Annotated in this window: 17 protein-coding genes; 9 read left to right on the forward strand and 8 right to left on the reverse strand. The window is 73.2% G+C overall.

Going from position 1 to position 19673, the window contains the following annotated elements:
- Positions 1-10: 10 nt before the first annotated feature.
- A complete protein-coding gene (locus ACWEEU_RS12240; RefSeq protein ID WP_199583661.1) occupies positions 11-505 on the reverse strand; it encodes a DUF3145 domain-containing protein in 495 nt (164 codons plus the stop codon).
- Positions 506-771: 266 nt separating this feature from the next.
- Between ACWEEU_RS12240 and ACWEEU_RS12245 the strand changes: the two genes are divergently transcribed.
- The 3 genes from ACWEEU_RS12245 (at position 772) to ACWEEU_RS12255 (ending at position 3191) form a co-directional block, all read left to right on the forward strand.
- On the forward strand, positions 772-1653 hold the full coding sequence (locus ACWEEU_RS12245; RefSeq protein WP_385744767.1) for an SGNH/GDSL hydrolase family protein: 882 nt from the start codon (positions 772-774) through the stop codon (positions 1651-1653).
- Between the two features lie 15 nt (positions 1654-1668).
- Complete coding sequence (locus ACWEEU_RS12250; protein WP_451731333.1) at positions 1669-2646, forward strand: aldose epimerase family protein; 978 nt, start codon at positions 1669-1671, stop codon at positions 2644-2646.
- Between the two features lie 110 nt (positions 2647-2756).
- Positions 2757-3191: a CBS domain-containing protein gene (locus tag ACWEEU_RS12255; protein ID WP_451731336.1), complete on the forward strand. Its 435-nt coding sequence runs from the start codon at positions 2757-2759 to the stop codon at positions 3189-3191.
- Positions 3192-3383: 192 nt separating this feature from the next.
- Here ACWEEU_RS12255 and ACWEEU_RS12260 read toward each other — a convergent pair whose 3' ends face one another.
- Both ACWEEU_RS12260 and ACWEEU_RS12265 read right to left on the reverse strand, forming a co-directional pair.
- Positions 3384-4187 (reverse strand): EI24 domain-containing protein, encoded by an 804-nt coding sequence (locus ACWEEU_RS12260; protein ID WP_385744761.1) that lies wholly within the window; start codon positions 4185-4187, stop codon positions 3384-3386.
- Between the two features lie 43 nt (positions 4188-4230).
- Positions 4231-4686 (reverse strand): MarR family winged helix-turn-helix transcriptional regulator, encoded by a 456-nt coding sequence (locus ACWEEU_RS12265; RefSeq protein WP_385744759.1) that lies wholly within the window; start codon positions 4684-4686, stop codon positions 4231-4233.
- Between the two features lie 94 nt (positions 4687-4780).
- On the opposite strand from ACWEEU_RS12265, the gene ACWEEU_RS12270 reads away from it, so the two are divergent.
- A complete protein-coding gene (locus ACWEEU_RS12270) occupies positions 4781-5803 on the forward strand; it encodes an NADP-dependent oxidoreductase (RefSeq protein ID WP_385744756.1) in 1023 nt (340 codons plus the stop codon).
- 90 nt (positions 5804-5893) lie between these two features.
- On the opposite strand, the gene ACWEEU_RS12275 is transcribed toward ACWEEU_RS12270, so the two are convergent.
- Positions 5894-7051, reverse strand: coding sequence for a serine hydrolase domain-containing protein (locus tag ACWEEU_RS12275; protein WP_451731340.1), 1158 nt, complete (start codon positions 7049-7051; stop codon positions 5894-5896).
- Positions 7052-7408: 357 nt separating this feature from the next.
- Positions 7409-8464 carry an SCO2400 family protein gene (locus ACWEEU_RS12280; RefSeq protein WP_451731343.1) on the reverse strand — a complete coding sequence of 352 codons (1056 nt, stop codon included), beginning with the start codon at positions 8462-8464 and terminating at the stop codon, positions 7409-7411.
- A gap of 234 nt (positions 8465-8698) precedes the next feature.
- On the opposite strand from ACWEEU_RS12280, the gene ACWEEU_RS12285 reads away from it, so the two are divergent.
- Positions 8699-10540, forward strand: a complete 1842-nt coding sequence (locus tag ACWEEU_RS12285) for a pyridoxal phosphate-dependent aminotransferase (protein WP_451731346.1) — start codon at positions 8699-8701, stop codon at positions 10538-10540.
- Between the two features lie 29 nt (positions 10541-10569).
- Here ACWEEU_RS12285 and ACWEEU_RS12290 read toward each other — a convergent pair whose 3' ends face one another.
- On the reverse strand, positions 10570-11220 hold the full coding sequence (locus ACWEEU_RS12290) for a DUF4360 domain-containing protein (protein WP_385744749.1): 651 nt from the start codon (positions 11218-11220) through the stop codon (positions 10570-10572).
- Between the two features lie 187 nt (positions 11221-11407).
- Positions 11408-11866: an RrF2 family transcriptional regulator gene (locus ACWEEU_RS12295; RefSeq protein ID WP_385744747.1), complete on the reverse strand. Its 459-nt coding sequence runs from the start codon at positions 11864-11866 to the stop codon at positions 11408-11410.
- A 75-nt stretch (positions 11867-11941) separates the two neighbouring features.
- Here ACWEEU_RS12295 and ACWEEU_RS12300 point away from each other — a divergent pair, with 75 nt between their 5' ends.
- From ACWEEU_RS12300 to ACWEEU_RS12315, 4 genes are all read left to right on the forward strand, one after another.
- Complete coding sequence (locus ACWEEU_RS12300; RefSeq protein WP_451731350.1) at positions 11942-14914, forward strand: glycoside hydrolase family 35 protein; 2973 nt, start codon at positions 11942-11944, stop codon at positions 14912-14914.
- 140 nt (positions 14915-15054) lie between these two features.
- A complete protein-coding gene (locus tag ACWEEU_RS12305) occupies positions 15055-15651 on the forward strand; it encodes a toxin-antitoxin system, toxin component family protein (protein WP_385744743.1) in 597 nt (198 codons plus the stop codon).
- The gene (locus tag ACWEEU_RS12310) at positions 15648-16880 is read left to right on the forward strand and encodes an MAB_1171c family putative transporter (protein WP_385744741.1); all 1233 of its coding nucleotides are present in this window, start codon (positions 15648-15650) and stop codon (positions 16878-16880) included. Before ACWEEU_RS12305 ends, ACWEEU_RS12310 begins: the two co-directional genes overlap by 4 nt.
- On the forward strand, positions 16873-18300 hold the full coding sequence (locus ACWEEU_RS12315) for an FAD-dependent oxidoreductase (protein ID WP_451731354.1): 1428 nt from the start codon (positions 16873-16875) through the stop codon (positions 18298-18300). Before ACWEEU_RS12310 ends, ACWEEU_RS12315 begins: the two co-directional genes overlap by 8 nt.
- Positions 18301-18498: 198 nt before the next feature.
- Here the strand turns inward: ACWEEU_RS12315 and ACWEEU_RS12320 are convergent, their stop codons facing one another.
- Complete coding sequence (locus tag ACWEEU_RS12320; RefSeq protein ID WP_385744738.1) at positions 18499-19536, reverse strand: rod shape-determining protein; 1038 nt, start codon at positions 19534-19536, stop codon at positions 18499-18501.
- Between the last annotated feature and the right edge of the window lie 137 nt (positions 19537-19673).

Here is a 19673-nt window from a genome sequence, read left to right on the forward strand (position 1 = left end):
CCCGGCCGGTTCAGACCACCTGGTGCAGCCAGCGGACCGGGGCGCCCTCGCCCGCGTAGCGGAAGGGTTCCAGTTCGTCGTCCCAGGGCTTGCCGAGGAGCTTGGCGAGTTCGGACTCCAGGTCGGTCTCGCCGTGCTTGCTGCGCAGCAGGGCCGCGCGCAGGCGGTCCTCGGGGATGAGGATGTCGCCGTGGATGCCGGTGACGGCGTGGAAGATGCCGAGGTCAGGGGTGCAGCTGTAGCGCTCGCCCTCGGCGGTGGCGCTGGGCTCGGCGGTGACCTCGAAGCGGAGCATCTGCCAGCCGCGCAGCGCCGAGGCGAGCTTGGAGGCGGTGCCGGCCTCGGCCTTCCAGGAGAACTCGGAGCGCCAGGTGCCGGGGGCGGCGGGCTGCCGGATCCAGTCGAGGTTGACGCGCGTGCCGAGCACCCCGGCGACGGCCCACTCGACGTGCGGGCACAGCGCGCGCGGCGCGGAGTGCACGTACAGAACTCCACGTGTCGTCACCGGAACCTCCGGGCTGAGCGGGACATCTTGCGGACTGGCTGGCGGCAGTGGGGCGACGGCCGCGTTGATGGCGAGGCTACCGTGCGGCGGTGCAAGGAGTGTGACGTACCGTCGGTCCCGGTGCCAGGAAACCGTCGCCATTCACCCAGGGGGACGCTTGTACGGGGGTGTGCCGTTCCCGGGGTGACCGGGCGGGAACTCCGGCACGTTGTCCTGAGGGGGAGCACCAGCCGGAGCTGCACCGACGAGCGAGGGGACCAGCCAGGATGCGGAAGCGAGGCCACCGGGTACGGGCCGTCGTCGCGGTGCTGACGGCTGCCGTGCTGGCGGCGGGATGTGACTCCATCCGGGGTGATCACGCGGGTACGGGCGTGTCCCGGGCGCCCGCGAGGCCCGCGCCGGTGTGGAACCGCAGCCCGGACTCGATCGCCGCCGTCGGGGATTCCATCACCCGGGGTTTCGACGCGTGCGCGGTGTTCTCCGACTGTCCGGAGGTGTCCTGGGCGACCGGCAGCGACGCCTCGGTGGACAGCCTGGCGGTGCGCCTGCTCGGGCCCGGGAAGGCGGCCGCGCAGAGCTGGAACTACGCGGTGACCGGCGCCCGGATGGCCGACCTGCCCGCCCAGATGGCCCGAGCGGCCACGCGCGCGCCCGAGTTGGTGACCGTGATGGTGGGGGCGAACGACGCCTGCCGTGCCTCGGTGTCCGCGATGACCCCGGTGAAGGAGTTCCGCGCGGACTTCGCCGAGTCCCTGCGCACGCTGCGGACCACGCTGCCCAGGGCGCAGGTGTACGTCGCGAGCGTGCCCAATCTCCGGCGGCTGTGGTCGAAGGGGCGCACCGACCCGCTCGGCAAGCAGGTGTGGAAGCTCGGCATCTGCCCCTCGATGCTGGGCGCGGCCGACGACCTGACGGCGGCGGCCACGCGGCGGCGCGAGAAGGTCCAGCAGCGGGTGGAGGACTACAACTCGGCGCTGAAGGACGTGTGCGCGACCGACCCGCGCTGCCGGTTCGACGGCAACGCGGTCTTCGACTACCGCTTCGGCACCGGCCAGCTCAGCCGCTGGGACTGGTTCCACCCGAGCCGCAGCGGTCAGGCCAGGCTCGCGGAGATCGCGTACCGCACGGTCACGGCGGAGCGACCTTGACCTAAGGTTTCCCACATGGGCGAACTTTTCGGCACACTTTCCGACGGAGCCGAGGTGCACCGCTGGACGCTGGAGCGCGGTGGGACGCGGGTGCGCGTGCTGTCGTACGGCGGGATCGTGCAGTCCGTCGAGATCCCGGACCGGGAGGGGCGCCCGGCGGACGTGGTCCTCGGATTCCCGTCCCTGGCGGACTACCTGACGCACCGGGGGCCGTATCTGGGCGCCCTGGTCGGGCGGTACGCGAACCGGATCGCGGGCGGCCGCTTCCCGCTCGACGGGCGGACGTACGCGCTGGCGCGGAACAACGGCCCGAACTCGCTGCACGGCGGCGAGGAGGGATTCGACCGGCGGGTGTGGGACGTGGAGCCGGTCGAGCACGGCGTGCGTCTGAGCCGGGTCAGCCCGCACGACGAGGAGGGCTTCCCGGGGCGCCTCGAGGTGACGGCCACCTACACGCTGGACGCGTCGGGCGCGCTGCGGATCGCCTACGAGGCGGTGACCGACGCGCCGACGATCGTGAACCTCACCAATCACTCGTACTGGAACCTGGGCGGTCCGGGCGCGGGTCACGCGGGCGGCCACGAGCTGCGGCTCGCCGCCTCGCGGTACACCCCCGTGGACGCCGGCCTGATCCCCGAGGGCGCCCCGCTGGACGTGACGGGCACCCGTTTCGACTTCCGCGCCGCCCGCAAGACGGGCTCCGGCTACGACCACAACTTCGTGCTGGACAAGGGCGTCACGGCGGCCCCCGAGGAGGTGGCCGAGCTGCACGAGCCCTCCTCGGGCCGCACGCTCACCGTGTCCACGACCGAGCCCGGCCTCCAGCTCTACACCGCCGACCACCTGGGCGCCCCCTTCGCCCCCGGCGAGGGCGTCGCCCTGGAGACCCAGCACTTCCCCGACTCCCCCAACCGCCCGGACTTCCCGACGACCCGGCTGGACCCGGGCGAGGTGTACCGCTCGGAGACGGTGTACGGCTTCTCGGCGCGTTAGGCCACGCCGGTCCTCCGCCACCCGGCACGGGACCGCGGGGGATCGTCGGCGCCCGACGGGGTACCCGGGGTGGCGGACAACGTCGTACGCGTCTGTGAGAGGGGCCGGAGATGGACAACACTGTGCGCGAGGTCATGACGGGGAACCCCACGACGGCCGACAGCGGTGAATCGGTGACATCGGTGGCCCGGACGATGCGGGACGGCGGGATCGACATCGTGGTCGTCGTCTCGGACGGGAACCCGGTCGGGCTGGTCAGCGACCACGACCTGCTCAGCGGGGTACTCGCGGACGGCGCCGACGCCGAGCGGCTGACCCTGGGCGAGGCGGTCACGGAGGACCTCGTGGTCGTGGACGTCGAGGACGGTCTCGACGTCGTCACCCGGCGGATGCGCGAGCACTCCGTGCGGCAGGCCGTCGTCATGGAGAACGGGGTGCCGGTGGGCGTGGTGGACGCGGGCGACCCCGCCGTTCAGGGGCGTCCGGGGCGGATCGACGCGCCGACGCCCGAGCACGCCCGCAAGTCCGACGAAGAGATCCTCTGAGGGACGCACGCCGCCGCGCTGCGACGAGCCCCGGTCCAGCCGTCAGGTTCCGGACCGGGGCTGGCTCGTCGAGGGAACGTGTCCCGCCTCCGACGGTAACGGGCGGGGGCGGTCCGGGGGCCGCCCGGAGGGGGTGCGGGGGCGGTTCCGTACGAACCTTTCACACACCCGCACGACTTCACCGTGGACCGCTCAGGCGGTGACCGGGCGGTCCGCCTCGGGCTGCTCGGGTTCCGGGCGGTCCTCGGCCGTCTCCTCGCCGAGGAGGTCGCGGGCCAGGAGGGTGGCGCCCGCGACCGCGCCGGGCATCAGGAAGACGGCGACGACCGGCACCAGGAAGGCGAGCCCGAGCGGGACGCCGAAGCCCCAGACCAGGCTCTTGCGGGAGCGCAGCAGGGCGAGGCGGGCGCGCAGGTCGAGGCCCCGGCGCTGGAGGGCGACGGCGGCCAGTTCCTCGGTGAGGAAGAACCCGGTCACGAAGAACCCGACGACCGGGACCACCGTCTGGCCGACCACGGGCAGGAAGCCGAGCGCGAAGAGCAGCACGCCCCACACACCGGCCCGCACCAGGACCCGCAGGCTGTCACGGGCCGAGATCCACAGCTCGCGCCACAGCGGCAGCTCGGAGCGGGGCGCCGTGCCGTCGGGCGAGACGTCCTCGTCGCACCGCTCGGAGAGGCTCTCGTAGAAGGGTTGCCCGACGAGCAGGGTGACCGCGGTGAAGGTCAGGACCGCGAGGAGCAGCGCGAGGGCGAAGAGGGCGACGGCGAGGACGTCCCGGAACAGCTCCTGCCAGGGGCTGGACCAGTCGTCGGCGAACGGGGTCGCCCAGGTGACACCGTCGTACCCCCACAGGGCGAGCGCGACGAGCGCGGCCGTGTAGAGAACGAGGGTGATCAGGCCGGGCAGCAGCCCGAAGCCGTACCGTCCGCCGTTCCGGGTCACCCAGCGCTGGCCGCGCAGCAGATGACGGAACCCCACCCCGAGATCGCGCATGGCGAGGACTTTACCCAACCGGGGCGGCGGGGCCACGCCCGGTTCAGGACGCGAGCATCCGGCGCAGCAGATCCCGCAGGGAGCCCCGCTCCTCGTCCGAGAGCCCGGCGAGCGGTTCGCGGGCGAAGCGCAGGCCCTCGCGCAGGTCGCGGGCGACGCTCAGCCCCTCCTCGGTGGCGGCGGCGAGCTTGACCCGGCGGTCGCCGCTGTCGGGGCGGCGCTCGACCAGGCCGCGCGACTCCAGGCGGTCCACGATGCCGGTGACGTTCGACGGCTCGCACTTGAGCCGCTGGGCCAGGCGCCGCATCGGCAGCGGCTCCAGCGCGAGCAGGCTGAGCAGGCGGGCCTGCGGGCCGGTGAGGGCGTGGGCGGCCGCCGCTTCGTCGTAGTCCGCGTGGAAGCGGGCCACGACGTCACCGATCAGTTCGACGACCTCCATGGTGAGGGGGTCGGCGGCACGGCGCCGCTCCTGGGCGGATGACGCGGACGAGGGGGACATGCGCCCCAGGATACCGCGTTACTTGACAGCATGAAATATCAAGGCGCATGGTTATTTCAGGTACTGAAGCATTCTGGAAGAAGGTCAGCCCCTCATGTCCGACTCCCCCGCCCTGCCCGCCGTGAGCCGCGAGTGGCATCTGCTCAGCCGTCCGGTCGGCTGGCCCAAGCCCGAGGACTTCGCGCTCGTCGAGGTCCCCATGCCGGTGCCCGGCGAGGGCCAGGTCCTGGTACGCAACGAGTACCTCTCGGTGGACCCCTATATGCGGGGCCGGATGAGTGCCGCCAAGTCCTACGCCGAGCCCTTCGCCCTCGGTGAGCCCATGCAGGGCGGCGCCGTCGGCGTGGTCGTCGCCTCCAACGCCGAGGGCGTCGAGGTCGGGGACCACCTGCTGCACTTCCTCGGCTGGCGCGAGTACGCGGTCGTGGACCCCAAGAGCGCCGCCAAGGTCGACCCGCAGGCCGCGCCGCTCTCCGCCTACCTCGGCGTCCTCGGCATGACCGGCCTGACCGCGTACGCCGGTCTGCTGCGCGTGGCCTCCTTCAAGGAGGGCGACACCGTCTTCGTCTCGGGCGCCGCCGGTGCCGTGGGCAGCGAGGTCGGGCAGATCGCCCGGCTGAAGGGCGCCTCCCGGGTCATCGGCTCGGCCGGGTCCGACGAGAAGGTGCGGCTCCTGGTGGACGAGTACGGCTTCGACGCCGCGTTCAACTACAAGGACGGCCCGGTGGACGAGCAGCTCCGCGCGGCAGCGCCCGACGGCATCGACGTCTACTTCGACAACGTCGGCGGCGACCACCTCCAGGCCGCGCTCGGCTCGCTCCGGCTGCACGGCCGGATCGCCATCTGCGGCATGATCTCGGTCTACAACAACACCGAGCCCGCCCCCGGACCGAACAACCTCGCCCGGCTGATCCAGACCCGGGGCCGCATGGAGGGCTTCCTGGTGGGCGACCACTACGACCTCCAGCCCGAGTTCGTCCGCGAGGTCGGCCCCTGGGTCGCCTCGGGCGAGCTGAAGTACAGCGAGACGGTCGTGGACGGCATCGACAACGCGGTGTCGGCGTTCCTCGGCCTGCTGCGCGGCGACAACATCGGCAAGATGGTCGTCAAGCTCTGAGCCCTGGGCCTGTGGCCCTGGACCGGTACGCGCCGGAGGCCGCACCCCTGGACGGGGGGTGCGGCCTCCGGCGTACGGTCCTCACGGCTCTCAGCGTCCCAGCGCCGCCCGGTGCACCGCCGCCACCAGGCGGTCGTTCTCCGGGGCCGCGCCGCCGGGGTAGGCGAAGCGGCGGCGGGTGTAGCCGTAGGCGAGGCCACTGCGCGGGTCAGCGAAGGCCTGGGAGCCGGCGGCTCCGCCGTGGCCGACGGTGCCCGCGCCGAGGAAGGGGTAGTGGGTGTCGGCGGTGATCTGGAAGCCGAGACCGAACGTCTTGTGGACGCGGCCGACCAGGTCGTAGCCCACCGAGTGCGGCTGCCCGAACTCCGCGACCGTGTCGGCCTTCAGCAGCGGCGCCTTCTCGTCCACCTCGCTGATCATCGCCGCGTACATCCCGGCCAGACCACGCGCCGAGGCGACTCCGCCCACGGAGGCGGGACCCCTGGCGCGCAGGTTGCGGTCGTTGGGCACGGACTCGATGTCGGTGGGCTCGGCGGCGTGCTGGTTGTAGGCGATGGCCTCCAGGGTGTGCGGTCCCGAGGGCTGGGCGTCGTACTCCGCCTGCTGGACGGGGGTGAGCACCATCGGCTGGGTGCTGCGGAAGCGGGGCTCGCGGGAGGCGGGCAGGCCCAGGTAGAAGTCCAGGCCGTAGGGGACGCGGACCCGCTCCTCGTACAGCTCCTGGAGGGTGCGGCCCGTCGCGCGCCGGGCGACCTCGCCGGTGAGGGCGCCGATCACCACCGCGTGGTAGCCGAATGCGGTGCCGGGGCGCCAGAACGGGCGCTGGTCGGCCAGGCGTTCCGCCAGCGCCCGGTCGTCGGCCAGCTCCGCCGGGCTGAACCCGGTGTCCGTGCCGATCAGTCCGGCGCGGTGGGCCAGCAGATCGCGCAGGGTGAGCGCGCCCTTGCCCTCGACGCCGAACTCCGGCCAGTAGTAGGTGACCTTGCGGTCCAGCTCCAGGGTGCCGTCCTGCACCAGCAGGGCCACGACGAGATGGGCGGCGCCCTTGGTGGACGAGTAGACGCCGTACAGCGTGTTGCCGTCGACGCCGTCGCCCGCCCACAGGTCGACGACCTGCCTGCCGTGCACATACGCGCACAACTGGCCCTCGTAATCCGCGCGTTCACCGGAGACGAAGGCGGCGAACTCCTCGCGTACCGCCTCGAAGCCCTCGGCGACCGTGCCCTGGACGGTGATCTCCTGACTCATCCGTTCTCCTCCACTGAGCCGCTGCCGACGCCCTCTCCCCGTGCGGGGCGCTCCACTGGTTCGTGTACGGCGAGATGTACCTCTCCGACTCAACCGCCCCGGACCCCGGTTGGTGTCTCCGATACCCCGGATGGCCGATGGCACGGGGGTGGTACGGGGTGGCGAATGCCTGCGGAAGCGGGAGGCGCGTGCCGTGGCCGATCACCGTGCCCGCGACTCCCGGGACGGAGGAACCAAGGCGCCGGGCCCGAGTACGCGGCGTGGTCCACGCCGGCTCCCCGCCGGCACACGGGCGTGACCGGTCCGCCCCGGCTCAACAGCCGGGTGCGCGGGAAAGGGGAGACCGGCCCGTCGGCGTCAGGTGCACCACCACAGGAAGCGGTCGCAGGACTTGGACGGCTGCGGGGTCGTCGGGGTGGGGTCGGGCGCCTGGCCGCCGTGGGTCTGGGTGGCCGTCGGGCGCGCCGGGGTGGTGTCGGCGGGGGCCGGGGCCTCGGCGGCCGGGGCGGTGGGGGCGGCGTGCGTGGCCTCGGCCGGGGCCTCGGCGGACTGGGACGCCTTGTGCTTGGGCGTCTTGGACGCGGACGTGGAGGGCGAGGCGTCGGGGGAGGCGGAGGCCGGCGCGTGGCCGGACCCGGCGCCCTTGGCGCCCTGCGGGGTCGCGGCGGTCGGGTCCGGCCTGGCCGAGCCCGCGCCGCCGTCCGGGGTGGCGTCACCGGAGGCGGCGGGGCGGTCTATGGAGAACGGAGCGTCGGTGCCCAGCTCGGCGAGGCTCAGCGCGCCCGCCGCCAGCACGAACCCCGTGACGATCAGGAGGGTGCGGCGACGGCGACGCCGGTGCGCGGCGGCCTTGCGGTCGCGGCGGCTGAGGTCGGAGCCGGGGTCCGCGTCGGGATCGTCGTCGTCGAAGTCCGGGTCGGGTTCCGTGCCGGGGTCTTCGTCGGGGACGTGGTCGGGGCCGGACTCGGGGTGGGTGCCGTCCGGGGCGGGGGCGTAGGGCTCGGTGTCTCCGGGGACCGCGCCGTCGAGTCCGGTCTCGCCCCGCGGGGCGTGCGACTCCCGGGCGGCGGGATCGGCGCGGCGGTCGGCCTGGCGGGGGACTCGGACCTGCGCGGCCGGTTCGGCGTGGGGCTCCGGGTGGAGGGGTGCCGCAGGGGTGGCGTACCCCGGGGCGGCCTGGGGCGTCGGGCCGGGCGCACCGGCGTGACCCTGGGGCGCCGCACCGGCGTACCCCTGAGGTGCCGCACCGGCATAGCCCTGGGGTGCCGTCCCGTACGGATCGGGGGCCGCCCCCACCGGAGCCGGGGCGACGCTCACGTCCGCGGGCGCGACGGCGGAGGGCGCGGGGGCGCCGCAGCCGGGGCAGGCCAGGGCGCCGTTGAGGTGCCGTCGGCACGGGTGGCAGTAGTCCATGTCGCGGGAAGACTAGATTCCAGCGGGGTCACGTTCCTAGGCGCGGCTGTGAAGGTTTCGTGCGGGACCGGCAGAGTTCCCGCGCGCCGTGTTCGATCGGGGGGAATTCGGGGGAGGCGCCGCGACGGCGGAGTGAAGTGGCTCACGTGACGCCCGAGTTGAACGCCACCCCCGCCGGTTCCGTATGCATGGATGGCCCCCGCCCCAACGGGCCGCCCTTCGACGGAGGTTTCCTTGCCTGACAACGTCACCTCGTTGTTCCGCGGCACCGCCGCGCACAGCCCCTCGATGGCGGCGCTCAGGCGGGGCGGCGACGGGGCGGGCCCGGTGGACTTCTGCATTCCGTGCAACCCGTACTTCCCGACGCCCGAGATGTTCGAGGACATGGCGGCCCGGCTGCGGGACATCATCACGTACTACCCGAGCAGCGCGGACACGATCACCGCCGAGCTGTGCCAGTTGCTCCAGCTCCCCCCGCAGTGCGTGGCGATGGGCAACGGCTCGACCGAGCTGATCACCTGGATCGACCATCTGCTGGTCCGCGAGTCGCTGGCCGTGCCCGTGCCGACGTTCGGCCGCTGGACCGACCAGCCGATGGAGACCGGCAAGCGGGTGGACATGTTCCCGCTCCAGGAGGCCAACGGCTTCGCGCTCGACCTGGCCCGCTACGGCGAGTTCATCCGCAAGCGGGGCACCAGGGTCGCGGTGATCTGCAACCCCAACAACCCCGACGGCGGCTTTCTGTCCAGACAGTCGGTGGTGCAGTTCATGGACGCGATGGCGGACCTGGACCTGGTGGTGATCGACGAGTCGTTCCTGGAGTTCGCGGACGCCGAGGCCGAGCCCAGCGTCGTCCAGGAGGCCATGCTGCGCCCGAACGTCATCGTGCTGCGCAGCCTCGGCAAGAACTTCGGTCTGCACGGCATCCGCTTCGGGTATCTGGTCGCCAACCCCGCGCTCGCGGGCAAGGTCCGCTCGATGCTGCCCAAGTGGAACCTCAACTCCTTCGCGGAGCACGTGGTGTTCATGCTGAAGGAGCACGGCGCCGAGTACGCGCGGAGTCTGCTCCAGGTGCGCCGGGACCGGCTGGAGATGGCGAGCCAACTGGCCGGGCTGCCCGGTCTGACCGTCTACCCCTCGCAGGGCAACTTCCTCTTCGTGCGCCTCCCGCTGGGCGCCGAGGGCACCGTGGTCCGCGACCGGCTGCTCACCGAGCACCGGGTGCTGGTCCGCGAGTGCGGCAACAAGATCGGCTCGTCGAGCCGTTTCGTACGGCTCGTGGTGCGTCCCGAGCCCGACGTGCGCCGACTGGTGACCGGGCTGGAGCACGTGCTCTACGAGACGGGGAAGAAGACGGCCGTCCCCGAGCTGAGCGCCGGAAACGCCTACAGCTCGGGCACCGCGGCCGTGGACCGCCTGATCAACGAGACCAACGGGGCCGGGATGCGACTGCCCGCGCAGGCGATCGCCGCGGCTCCTTCCCCGGGGCTCCCCACGGCCCCGGCCGCCGGCACCGGTATGCCGCTCCCCGCCGCCGCGGCGCCGGCCGGCGGCGGGATGCCGGTGCCGGCGGCGGCTCAGGCGGGCCCGACGGCGCCGGCCGTACAGCCCGCCGTCGCTCCCCGGCAGCAGCAACTGCCCCCGGCCCCGCAGCCGCCGCTCCCGCCCGCGCCCCAGCAGATCCCGGCCGCGGCGCAGATCCCGGCGCAGCCGCAGCCGCAGCCGCTCGCGCCGCAGCCCGTCGTGCCCCAACAGGTCCCGGTGCAGCCGCAGATGCCGTCCGCGCCGCAGCCGATGGCCCCGGCGGCGATGGCTCCCGCCGCCCCCATGGCACCGGCGGCTCCCATGGCACCGGCGGCCGCGATGGCTCCGGTGGCGATGGCGCCGGCGGCGATGGGTCCCACCCCGCCCGGCGTCCCGGCCCGGGGCGGGCTCACCGCCGCCCAGGTGCGCGGCATGACCGCCCCCGGCACCCCGGCACCGGCACCGCCCGCCGGGCTGACCCCGGCCCCGGCGACCGGCTGGCCGAGCGCGCAGAGCTGGCCGAACGCGGCGGGGATGGGCCAGCCGGTCTGACGGGGCGCGCCCCGGGTCCGCTCAGGCGCTCAGCTCCCGGGGCACTGCTGCCACGCCAGGTGGTAGACGGTGCTGATGTCCCCGTCCGTCGAGTCCATCGTCATGAAGCTCACCTTGCCGGGCGAGGTGGTGCCCGCGTTCACCCGCAGCTCGGTGTTGATGTTGAAGTTGCGCTGCACCCCGCAGGGCGCCCAGACCAGTTGGGCCCAGTCGGTGGTGTCGGTGGCCTGCCAGTCGTCGTTGTACGCGCCGCTGAAGGGGTGGGTGCGCGAGGCGGTGCTGGAGGAGCCCTGGAAGTAGTACGACGCCTTCTGGGTCGCGCTCGCGCCGGGCTGGAGCGAGAGGAAGCCGCGGTAGTCGGCGCTGGCGATGGCGTAGGTGAAACCCTGCGGCACGTGCACGACCAGGTTGAGCTGGCAGTTCTTGCGGTAGGCCGTGGGGTCGGAGTTGCCGCCGGCCTGGGCGAGGTAGTCGCTGTAGGTGACGGTGAAGGCGGTGTTGTCCGGGGAGACGGCCACCGCGGCGGTTCCCTTCGGACAGCCGGACCCGTTCACCGTGGCCACGTCGATGACGATCTTGTCCGGGGGCGGGTTGTCGAGGACGGAGGAGGGAGCGTGCGCGGGCAGTGCGGTGGTCAGCAGAGCGGCGACGGCGCCGCTCAGGAGAAGTCCGCCGGTCATGTCTCTCCCAGGGTCGCGAGGGGTGGAGCCCCGCCCGCCGGTTGAGCGTCGGAGAACCTGTGTGACGGCTGTGAAGGCGGGGAGGCACGGGAAGCGTAGAAAGCCCCGTCGGCCTGCGGCAGGGCGCGCTCCGGCCATTCACACCGGCCTGTTCACGCACCCGCGCGGTGCGTGCCGCGTACACGGTTCACGGGTTCTCCCACGCCGCCGGCCGCGTCGTCAGCGCCCGGACCGGCTCCGGCAGGGCGTCGGCCGCGAGGTCCGCGAGCGTGACGCCCTCCAGCACCTGCCGCACCCCGGCGCGCAGGGCGATCCACAGCGGGAGCAGCGGCCGGGCCGTTCCGGTGTAGGCGAGTTCGGTGGGGCGTTCACCGCGTACGGAGACGATCGGGCCGTCCACCGCGCGGATGACGTCCGCGACCGTGACGGCGGCGGGGTCCCGCGCGAGCCGGTAGCCGCCGCCTCCGCCGCGTCTGCTGTCGACGATCCCGGCGCGCCGCAGGTCGCCGAGGATGCCCTCCAGGAACTTGTGCGGGATGTCCTGGACACCCGCGATCTCCTCCGCCTTCACCGGGCCGTCACCCTGCCGTACGGCCAGTTCCAGCACCGCCCGTACCGCGTAGTCCGCCCGCGCCGAGATCCTCATGCGTCCATTGTGGGTCGCCGGGGCGTGGAGAATGGCCGGACCCACGCCCCGTAGGATCGCCCGGGAGGATCGACCTTGGCGCTCAGCAGACGTACCTTCAGTGCCCTGACCGGCTCGGCCGCGCTCGGCCTCGCCCTGGGCGGCAGCGGCGGCACCGGGGCACCCTCGGCCTACGCGGCGCGCTCCGCGGCCACCGGCCCGGCGCCCGAACCGCCGCGCGCCGACGGCCACCGGCACACGATCGGGTACGACCGGCACTCGCTGCTCGTGGACGGCAGGCGTCTGGTGGTGTGGTCCGGCGAGATGCACCCGTTCCGGCTGCCGAGCCCGTCGCTGTGGCGTGACGTGCTCCAGAAGATGCGGGCCCACGGCTTCAACGCCGTGAGCGTCTACGTCGCGTGGAACTACCACTCCCCCGCGCCCGGTGAGTACGACTTCACCGGCGTCCGCGACCTGGACCTGTTCCTGCGCACGGCCGCCGAGACCGGTCTGTACGTCATCCTGCGGCCCGGCCCCTACATCAACGCCGAGGTCGACGGCGGCGGCTTCCCCGGCTGGCTCACGGTGACCGAGGGCAGCGCGCGCACCGCCGACCCGGTGTACCTGGGACACGTGGACCAGTGGCTGACCCAGGTCAACCGGATCGTCCGCAAGCACCTGTTCACGCACGGCGGGGGCACGGTGCTGCTCTACCAGATCGAGAACGAGTACGACGCGCACGTCACCGAGGCGACGGGCCGGGACTACATGTCCCATCTGTACAAGAAGGTGCGCGCCGACGGGATCGACGTCCCCCTCTTCCACAACGACAAGGGTCGCAACGGCCATTGGGTGCCGGGCTCCTTCGACACCGGCGGTGAGAAGGGCCGTTGGCTGTACGGCTTCGACGGCTACCCCTCGCCCTCCCAGACCCCGCCGGACTGGGGGACGTTCGGGCCCGGCGGCACGACCGGCGGGGCCTCGGCCTCGCCGCACACGCCCGGTTTCGTGCCCGAGTTCGGGGGCGGCTGGTTCGATCCGTGGGGCGGCGCCTGGTTCGACGGCAAGGGCTACGCGGAGGCGCGGCGCACCCGTGACTCGGCGTACGAGCGCCGGTTCTATCTGACGAACCTCGCCAACGGCCTCACGCTGCACAACGTCTACATGGCCTTCGGCGGCACCTCGTGGGGCTGGCTGCCCGCGCCGGTGGTCTACACGTCGTACGACTACGGCGCCGCGATCGACGAGGCCCGCAACGTCACCGAGAAGATCGCCCCGCTGCACCAGCTCGGCCATCTCCTCCAGCGCGTACCGGACTTCGCCCGCCTGGAGCGGGCCGAGGCGGTCGAGGCGGCGGGGCTGAAGGTCTACCACCTGACCAACCCGGACACCGGCGCGCACGTGTACGTCACGCGCAACGACGGAACCAAGCCCGTCACCACCGAACTGCCCACCACGGCAGGCAAGTTGCGCATCACCGTGCCACCGCGCGACGCCAGGATGCTCACCACCGAGCTGTCGCTGGGCAAGCGGAAACTCAAGTACACGACCACACAGCCCGTGTTGCGCATGACGGCGGGACGACAGGACGTCGCCCTGTTCGCGGGCCGCGCGGGCGACATGGCGGAACTGGTCCTGCACTGCCCGGTGGAGCCCACCACCACCCGGCTCGATCCCGAGGCCGGCTGGGCCTTCGCCGGTGACGAGCTGCACGTCAACGCGCCGCTGGGCCCCGCGTCCGGGCTGAGCCGGGTCCTGGTCGCGGGCGGCGAGACCGAGACCCCGCTGCTGCTGCTCTTCGCGGACGACGCGACCAGCACCAAGCTGTTCCCGTACGACACCCCCTCCGGCAGCCTGCTGGTCTACGGCCCCGAGCTGCTGCGCCACGCCGAGGTGCACGGCTCGGAAGTACGGCTCACCGGCGATCTCACCTCCAACTCCATGCTGGAGGTGTGGGGTCCGCGCGGAGTCTCCTCGCTGGTGTGGAACGGGCGCGAGGTACCGACCCGGGTCACCCTCTCCGGCAGCCTGATCAGCACGGTCACGCTGCCCGGCGTGCCCGAGGTGAAGCTGCCCGAGCTGGGCGGCTGGCGGATGCGGACGGAGAACCCGGAGGCGGGGCCCAACTTCGACGACGGCGACTGGACGAGGGCCGACCGCACCACCTCGCACAGCACCACCCCGGTCCCCGAGGGCGGTCCGGTGCTATTCGCGGACGACTACGGCTTCCACTACGGAGACGTCTGGTACCGGGGCGAGTTCGACGGCTCCGCCGGGATCGAGGAGGTCTCGCTCGCCTACAGCACCGGTACGCAGGGGCTGCTGATGGCCTGGCTGGACGGCGAGCCGCTCGGCACCCACCGGATGCCGGTGCCGGACAAGAACACCACGATCCGCAAGGGGACGTGGGAGGCGACGGCCGCCTTCCCGGTGCGGGAGCAGCTCCGCTCGCCGGGGCGCCATGTGCTGTCGGTGCTGGTGCGGCGGATGCAGCACGACCAGGACGGCGCGGCCCGCGACACCCACAAGGCGGCGCGGGGTCTGGTGTCGGCATCCTTCGAGGGAGCCTCGCCCGAGGTGGCTTGGCGCATCCAGGGCGGGACGCCCGACCCGGTGCGCGGGCCGCAGAACAACGGCGGTCTCTTCGGCGAGCGCGAGGGCTGGCATCTGCCGGGCTTCCGCGACCGCGACTGGGACACGGTGGACTTCCCGCGCGCCGAGCGGCGGCAGGGCGTCACCTGGTACCGCACCGAGTTCCGGCTCTCGGTGCCGGCCGACATCGACGCCTCGGTGGGGCTGACCCTGGAGGACGATCCGTACCGCGCCTACCGGGCGCAGATCTTCCTCAACGGCTGGAACCTGGGCCAGTACATCAACAACGTGGGCCCGCAGCACACCTTCGTGCTGCCCAACGGAATCCTGCGCACCCGGGGCACCAACACCCTCGCGCTGGCGGTGCTGTCGGAGTTCACCACGCTGTCCGGGCCGGGGAAGGTGGGCCTGACGCTGCTGGGGCGGTCGCTTGGCGGGGTGCCGGTGCGGGAGGTGGCGTCGCCGGGTCGGCGGTGAGCGCCAAGGCGGCTGTGCGGAACCCGAGTTGAGCCCACCGGAATTTTCGGGGCGCTCGACCCGGATCGGCATGACGGGGCCGCACGGGTCCGCGTAGGCTCTCCGTCGGTTTGGTCACCGGCGGGTGCGAAGGGGAACAGATGGGCGTCGCGGGCGCGCGGGAGCGGCTGGCACGCGTGGCCGCCCGGCTCGGCCCGCCCCGGCGGCGCCGGTCGATGCGCGCCCTGGCCACCGCCCTGGCCTCCTCAGTACATCAGCGGCAGCAACCCATCGGCGGCGTACGGGACTTGTGTCAGGCCCTGTGCAGGGCGATGAGTGCGCGCCGCGACGGGCGACCGGTCGAGCTGCGCTTCGAGCGGTTCCCGGACGAGATCGAAGTCACCGGTCTGTGCGTGGAGTTCGAGGACTTCGACCTGGTCATCGTGGAGGAGCGGGCGGAAGCCGTGCAGCAACTGGTGATTCTGGGACATGAGTTGTGGCATCTGCACGCCGGGCACCGGCATCATCCGCCGGCCGGTGCGGCGGCCCGCGCGCTGGCCGGTGAGCCCGGCTGGCGGAGCCTCGCGCTCACGGTGGCCGCGCGGGACGGTTCACGCGCGGACGAGGAGGCCGCCGCCGACGACTTCGGGCACCGGCTGGCCACCCTCTTCCGCGGCCACCTCACCGCGCCCGGGGCGCCCCTGGACCCGGTGCAGCGCTCGCTCGGCTACCGGGGCCGTGGCGGGGCCGCCCGGTGAGCGGGCCGGTCCTGGCCGACCCGGCCTCGCTGCGGGACTTCTCGATCTCCTTCTGGATACCGACGGCGGTGCTCGCCGCCGCCCTGGTCGTCAAGCTGCCCACGATCGTCCGGCTGTGGCGCGACCCGCTCCTGCGCGCGGTCGGCGGACTGCTGCTGCTGGCGTGCGGGGTCTTCGTCTTCTGCTCGCCGTCCACCATCGCCCGGGTGAACCGGCTGACCGGCGTGCCGAACATCTCGGCGCCCTGGTGCTACTCGCTGCTCACCGCGTTCTGCGGCTCCTGTCTGCTGCTGATCATCACCTGGCGCAACGGCCCGGCCGACCGCTCGGCGGTCACCCGGCGGGCCCGGCGCCGGGTGGTGTCGGTGTACTGCGGGGTCATCGTCCTGCTGTGGGTGCTCTTCCTGCTGGCCGACGTGCCGGTGGAGCGGCGGCGGGACCTGGACACCTACTACGCGAACACACCCTTCATGCGCGAGGAGATCCTGCTCTACCTCTGCGCGCACGCGGTGGCCTGTCTGATCACCTCGCGGCTGCTGTGGAACTGGGTGCGCGGGGAGGGCCTGGACGCCTGGCTGCGGTGGGGACTGAAGCTGCTGGGCGCGGGCTACGTGCTGAACCTGATCTTCGACGCGACCAAGCTGGTCGCGGTCGCCGCCCGCTGGCTGGACCGGGACCTGGACTGGCTGAGCACCGACCTCGCGCCACCGGTCGCCGCGATGTCCGCGATCCTGATCGCCGTCGGCTTCATCCTGCCGCACGCCGGGCAGTACGCCCGCGACCGCTGGCGGGTGCGGCTCGCACACCGCGAACTACGGGCGTTGTACCTGCTGTTGCGCTCCGCGACCGGTGAGGGGGTGCCGTTCGTGCTGCGGGCCACGCCCGAGCTGCGGCTGACCCGGCGCGAGACGTTCATCCGGGACGTGCTGCTGTCGCTGGCCCGGCACATCGACCCCGCCCTCGGCGCACGGTCGTACGCCGCCGGGCTCGCCCTCGGCCATCCGCCCGAGCGGGCGCGGGCGCTGGCGGCGGCGGTCGGCATCCTCGACGCCGTCGAGACGAGGAACCGTACGCCGGAACCGGCCGCCGCGGCCTGCGGCCCGGACACCACGAGTCTGCTCCAGGAGATCGGGGCCGTCTCCCGGGCCCTGCGCAGTCCCGACGAGATCGAGGCGGTGCGCGCCCGTGCGGCCGCCGAACCAGCAGAGAGCGTTGCCGTCCATGAGTGAACGCAAGTCCGCCGTCGTGCTCGGCGGCTCCCTCGCCGGTCTGCTCGCGGCCCGCGCGCTCGCCTCCACGGGCGCCCGGGTGACCGTGGTCGAGCGCGACGTGCTGCCGTCCGGGCCCGAGCCGCGCAAGGGGCTTCCGCAGGCCCGGCACGTGCACCAGTTGTGGTCGGGCGGCGCGCGGGCTCTGGAGGAGCTGCTTCCCGGCGCGGAGGCCCAGCTGCGGGCCGCCGGGGTGAACCGGGTGCCGATGACGACGGGCATGGTCGCGCTCTCCCCGTACGGCTGGTACCGCCGCTGGGCGGAGTCCGCGTACATGCTGCCCGCCGGGCGTGACCTGCTGGACTGGGTGATCCGTGAACTGGTCCTGGCCGACGAGGACATCGAGCTGCTGGACGGCGCCGAGGCGGTCGGGCTGACCGGCACGGCCGACGCGGTGACCGGCGCGCGCGTCCTGGTCGACGGCGAGGAACACCCCCTCCCGGCGGACCTGGTGGTGGACGCCACGGGCCGCGCCTCCCGCGCGACGTCCTGGCTCACCGCCCTCGGCGTGGCCGCCCCCGAACGCCGTGAGGTGGACTCCGGTCTGGTGTACGCCAGCCGTCTCTTCCAGGCGCCACCGGAGGCCCGGGACGACTTCCCGGTGGTCAACATCGAGCCGGACGTGCGGGGTTCGGGGGTGAGCCGGGGCGGTGTGCTGATGCCGGTGGAGGAAGGCCGCTGGATGGTGACGCTGTTCGGCACGGCGGAGGACGAACTCCCCCGCACGTCCGAGGACTTCGCCCCCTACGCCCTGACGAGGCTCCGCCACCCCCTGATCGGCGAACTCCTGGCGAACGCGACCCCGTTGACCGAGGTCACCCTCACCCGCACCACGGCCAACCGCCGCTGCCACTACGAACGCCTGCCCCGCTGGCCGGACGACTTCACCGTCCTCGGCGACGCCCTGTGCGCCCTCAACCCGGTCTACGGCCACGGCATGTCGGTCGCGGCCCAGTCGGCGCTGGCCCTGCGCGAGACGGTGAAGCGCAGGGGCGGACTGGGCACCCCCGCCCTCTCCCGCCACCTCCAGAAGGCGGTGGCCCGCACGACCACCGCCGCCTGGGACCTCGCCACCGGCGCCGACGTCTACTACCCCCACGCCACCCCCACCGGCCCCGCCCTCCGCGACCGCCTCCTCTCCCCCTACCTCACCCGCCTCCTCCGCACCGCCACCGGCAACGGCCGAGTCGCCCGCCGCGTGACCGACGTGACGTCCCTCCAACGAGGCGCGGAGACCCTCCTGACCCCGAGCATGTTCCTGGCCGCCCTGATCGGCCCCCTGCGGCCCCCGCTGACCAAGCCGCCACTGACACCGGAGGAACGGAAGGCGGCGGGACTGGTCCAGGACCACGACCCGGACGGCCCTGCCCCGAAACCGTGATCCGTTACGAAGTCGCCCGCTTCAACCTGCCCCTTTCTGGGCACCGTCCCCCTACCGGCGCTCGGCGTCGGCAACGGGAGGAGGGCGTCATGGAACGTCGTATCCGGGTACGGGTGAGCCGTCGCCCCGCGGCGCCGCGGGGGCAGGAGATCGACCGCAGGACGCCGTCGGGGCGCATCCTGCCGTACTGAACCCGCCTCAGGCCGCGAGGGGGTTGAGGACCAGCGGGGCGATCCGGCCCTCCAGCATGGCGCCCAGGCCCTGTACGGCGCACACGTCGGGGCGTTCCGCGATGTGGACCGGGACTCCGGTGGCGTCGCGGAGCATCTGGTCGAGACCGGGCAGCAGGGCCGTGCCGCCGACCATCATGATGCCGCGCTCCACGAGGTCCGCCACGAGGTCGGGCGGGCATTCGCGCAGCACCTTGCCGATGCCGTCGAGGACCGCGAGCAGCGGGGTGTGGATGGCGTCGCGCATCGTGGCGGTGTCCACGCGGACGCTGCGGGCGAGCCCGGTCGCCACGTCGCGGCCGTGGATCTCGGTGGACACCGGCCCCTGCGGGGTCAGCCCGTTGTCGGACAGGGCGATCTGGAGCGGCCGTACGGACTGGCTGGGCAGCAGCAGTTCGTGTTCGTGCCGCAGGTGCTGCACGATCGCCCGGTCCACCGCCTCGCCGCCCACCGGGATGCGCTCGGCGGTGACGATGGAGCCGAGGGAGAGCACCGCCACCTGCGTGGCCGCCGCCCCGCACACCATGATCATGCTCGCCTCGGGCCGCTCCACCGGCAGCCCGCACCCCACGGCCGCCGCGATCAGCGTGTCCACCAGTTCCACGCGCCGCGCGCCGAGCCCGACGAGCGTCTCGATGGTCGCGCGCTGGGCCAGCGGGTCCGCCTCGTGCGGGGTGCAGGCAGCCGCGCGCAGCCGGGGCTTGCGGCGCAGCGCGCGCCGCATCTTGTCCCCGAGCAGGTGCCGCAGCATCCGCTGGGCCATGTCGATGTCGACGACCGTGCCGCCGGACACGGGCCGCACCACCCGGATGTACGCGGGCGTCCGCCCCGTCATCTGTTCCGCGAACTCGCCGACCGCGATGAGCGCGCCGGTGCGGGTGTTCACGGCCGCCACCGACGGCTGGTCCACGACGAGCCCCGCGCCCTTCACGTACACACGGGTGCGCGCCGCCCCCAGGTCGACGGCGAAGTGGCAGCGGCGCAACTGCTCCAGGCTGACGGTCACGGCGGTTCCTCCCGAGTGCGAGTGCGCAGGCCATGGAGGTCCGCCCGGTCCGGCGGGCCCCACTGGAAATCCTGCGGGGGACCGGCACCGGGTGCCTTCTGGAGGGGGCCGGGCGGGGGGCCGCTGAACGGGGGTTT

Source organism: Streptomyces sp. NPDC005004 (assembly GCF_053600675.1).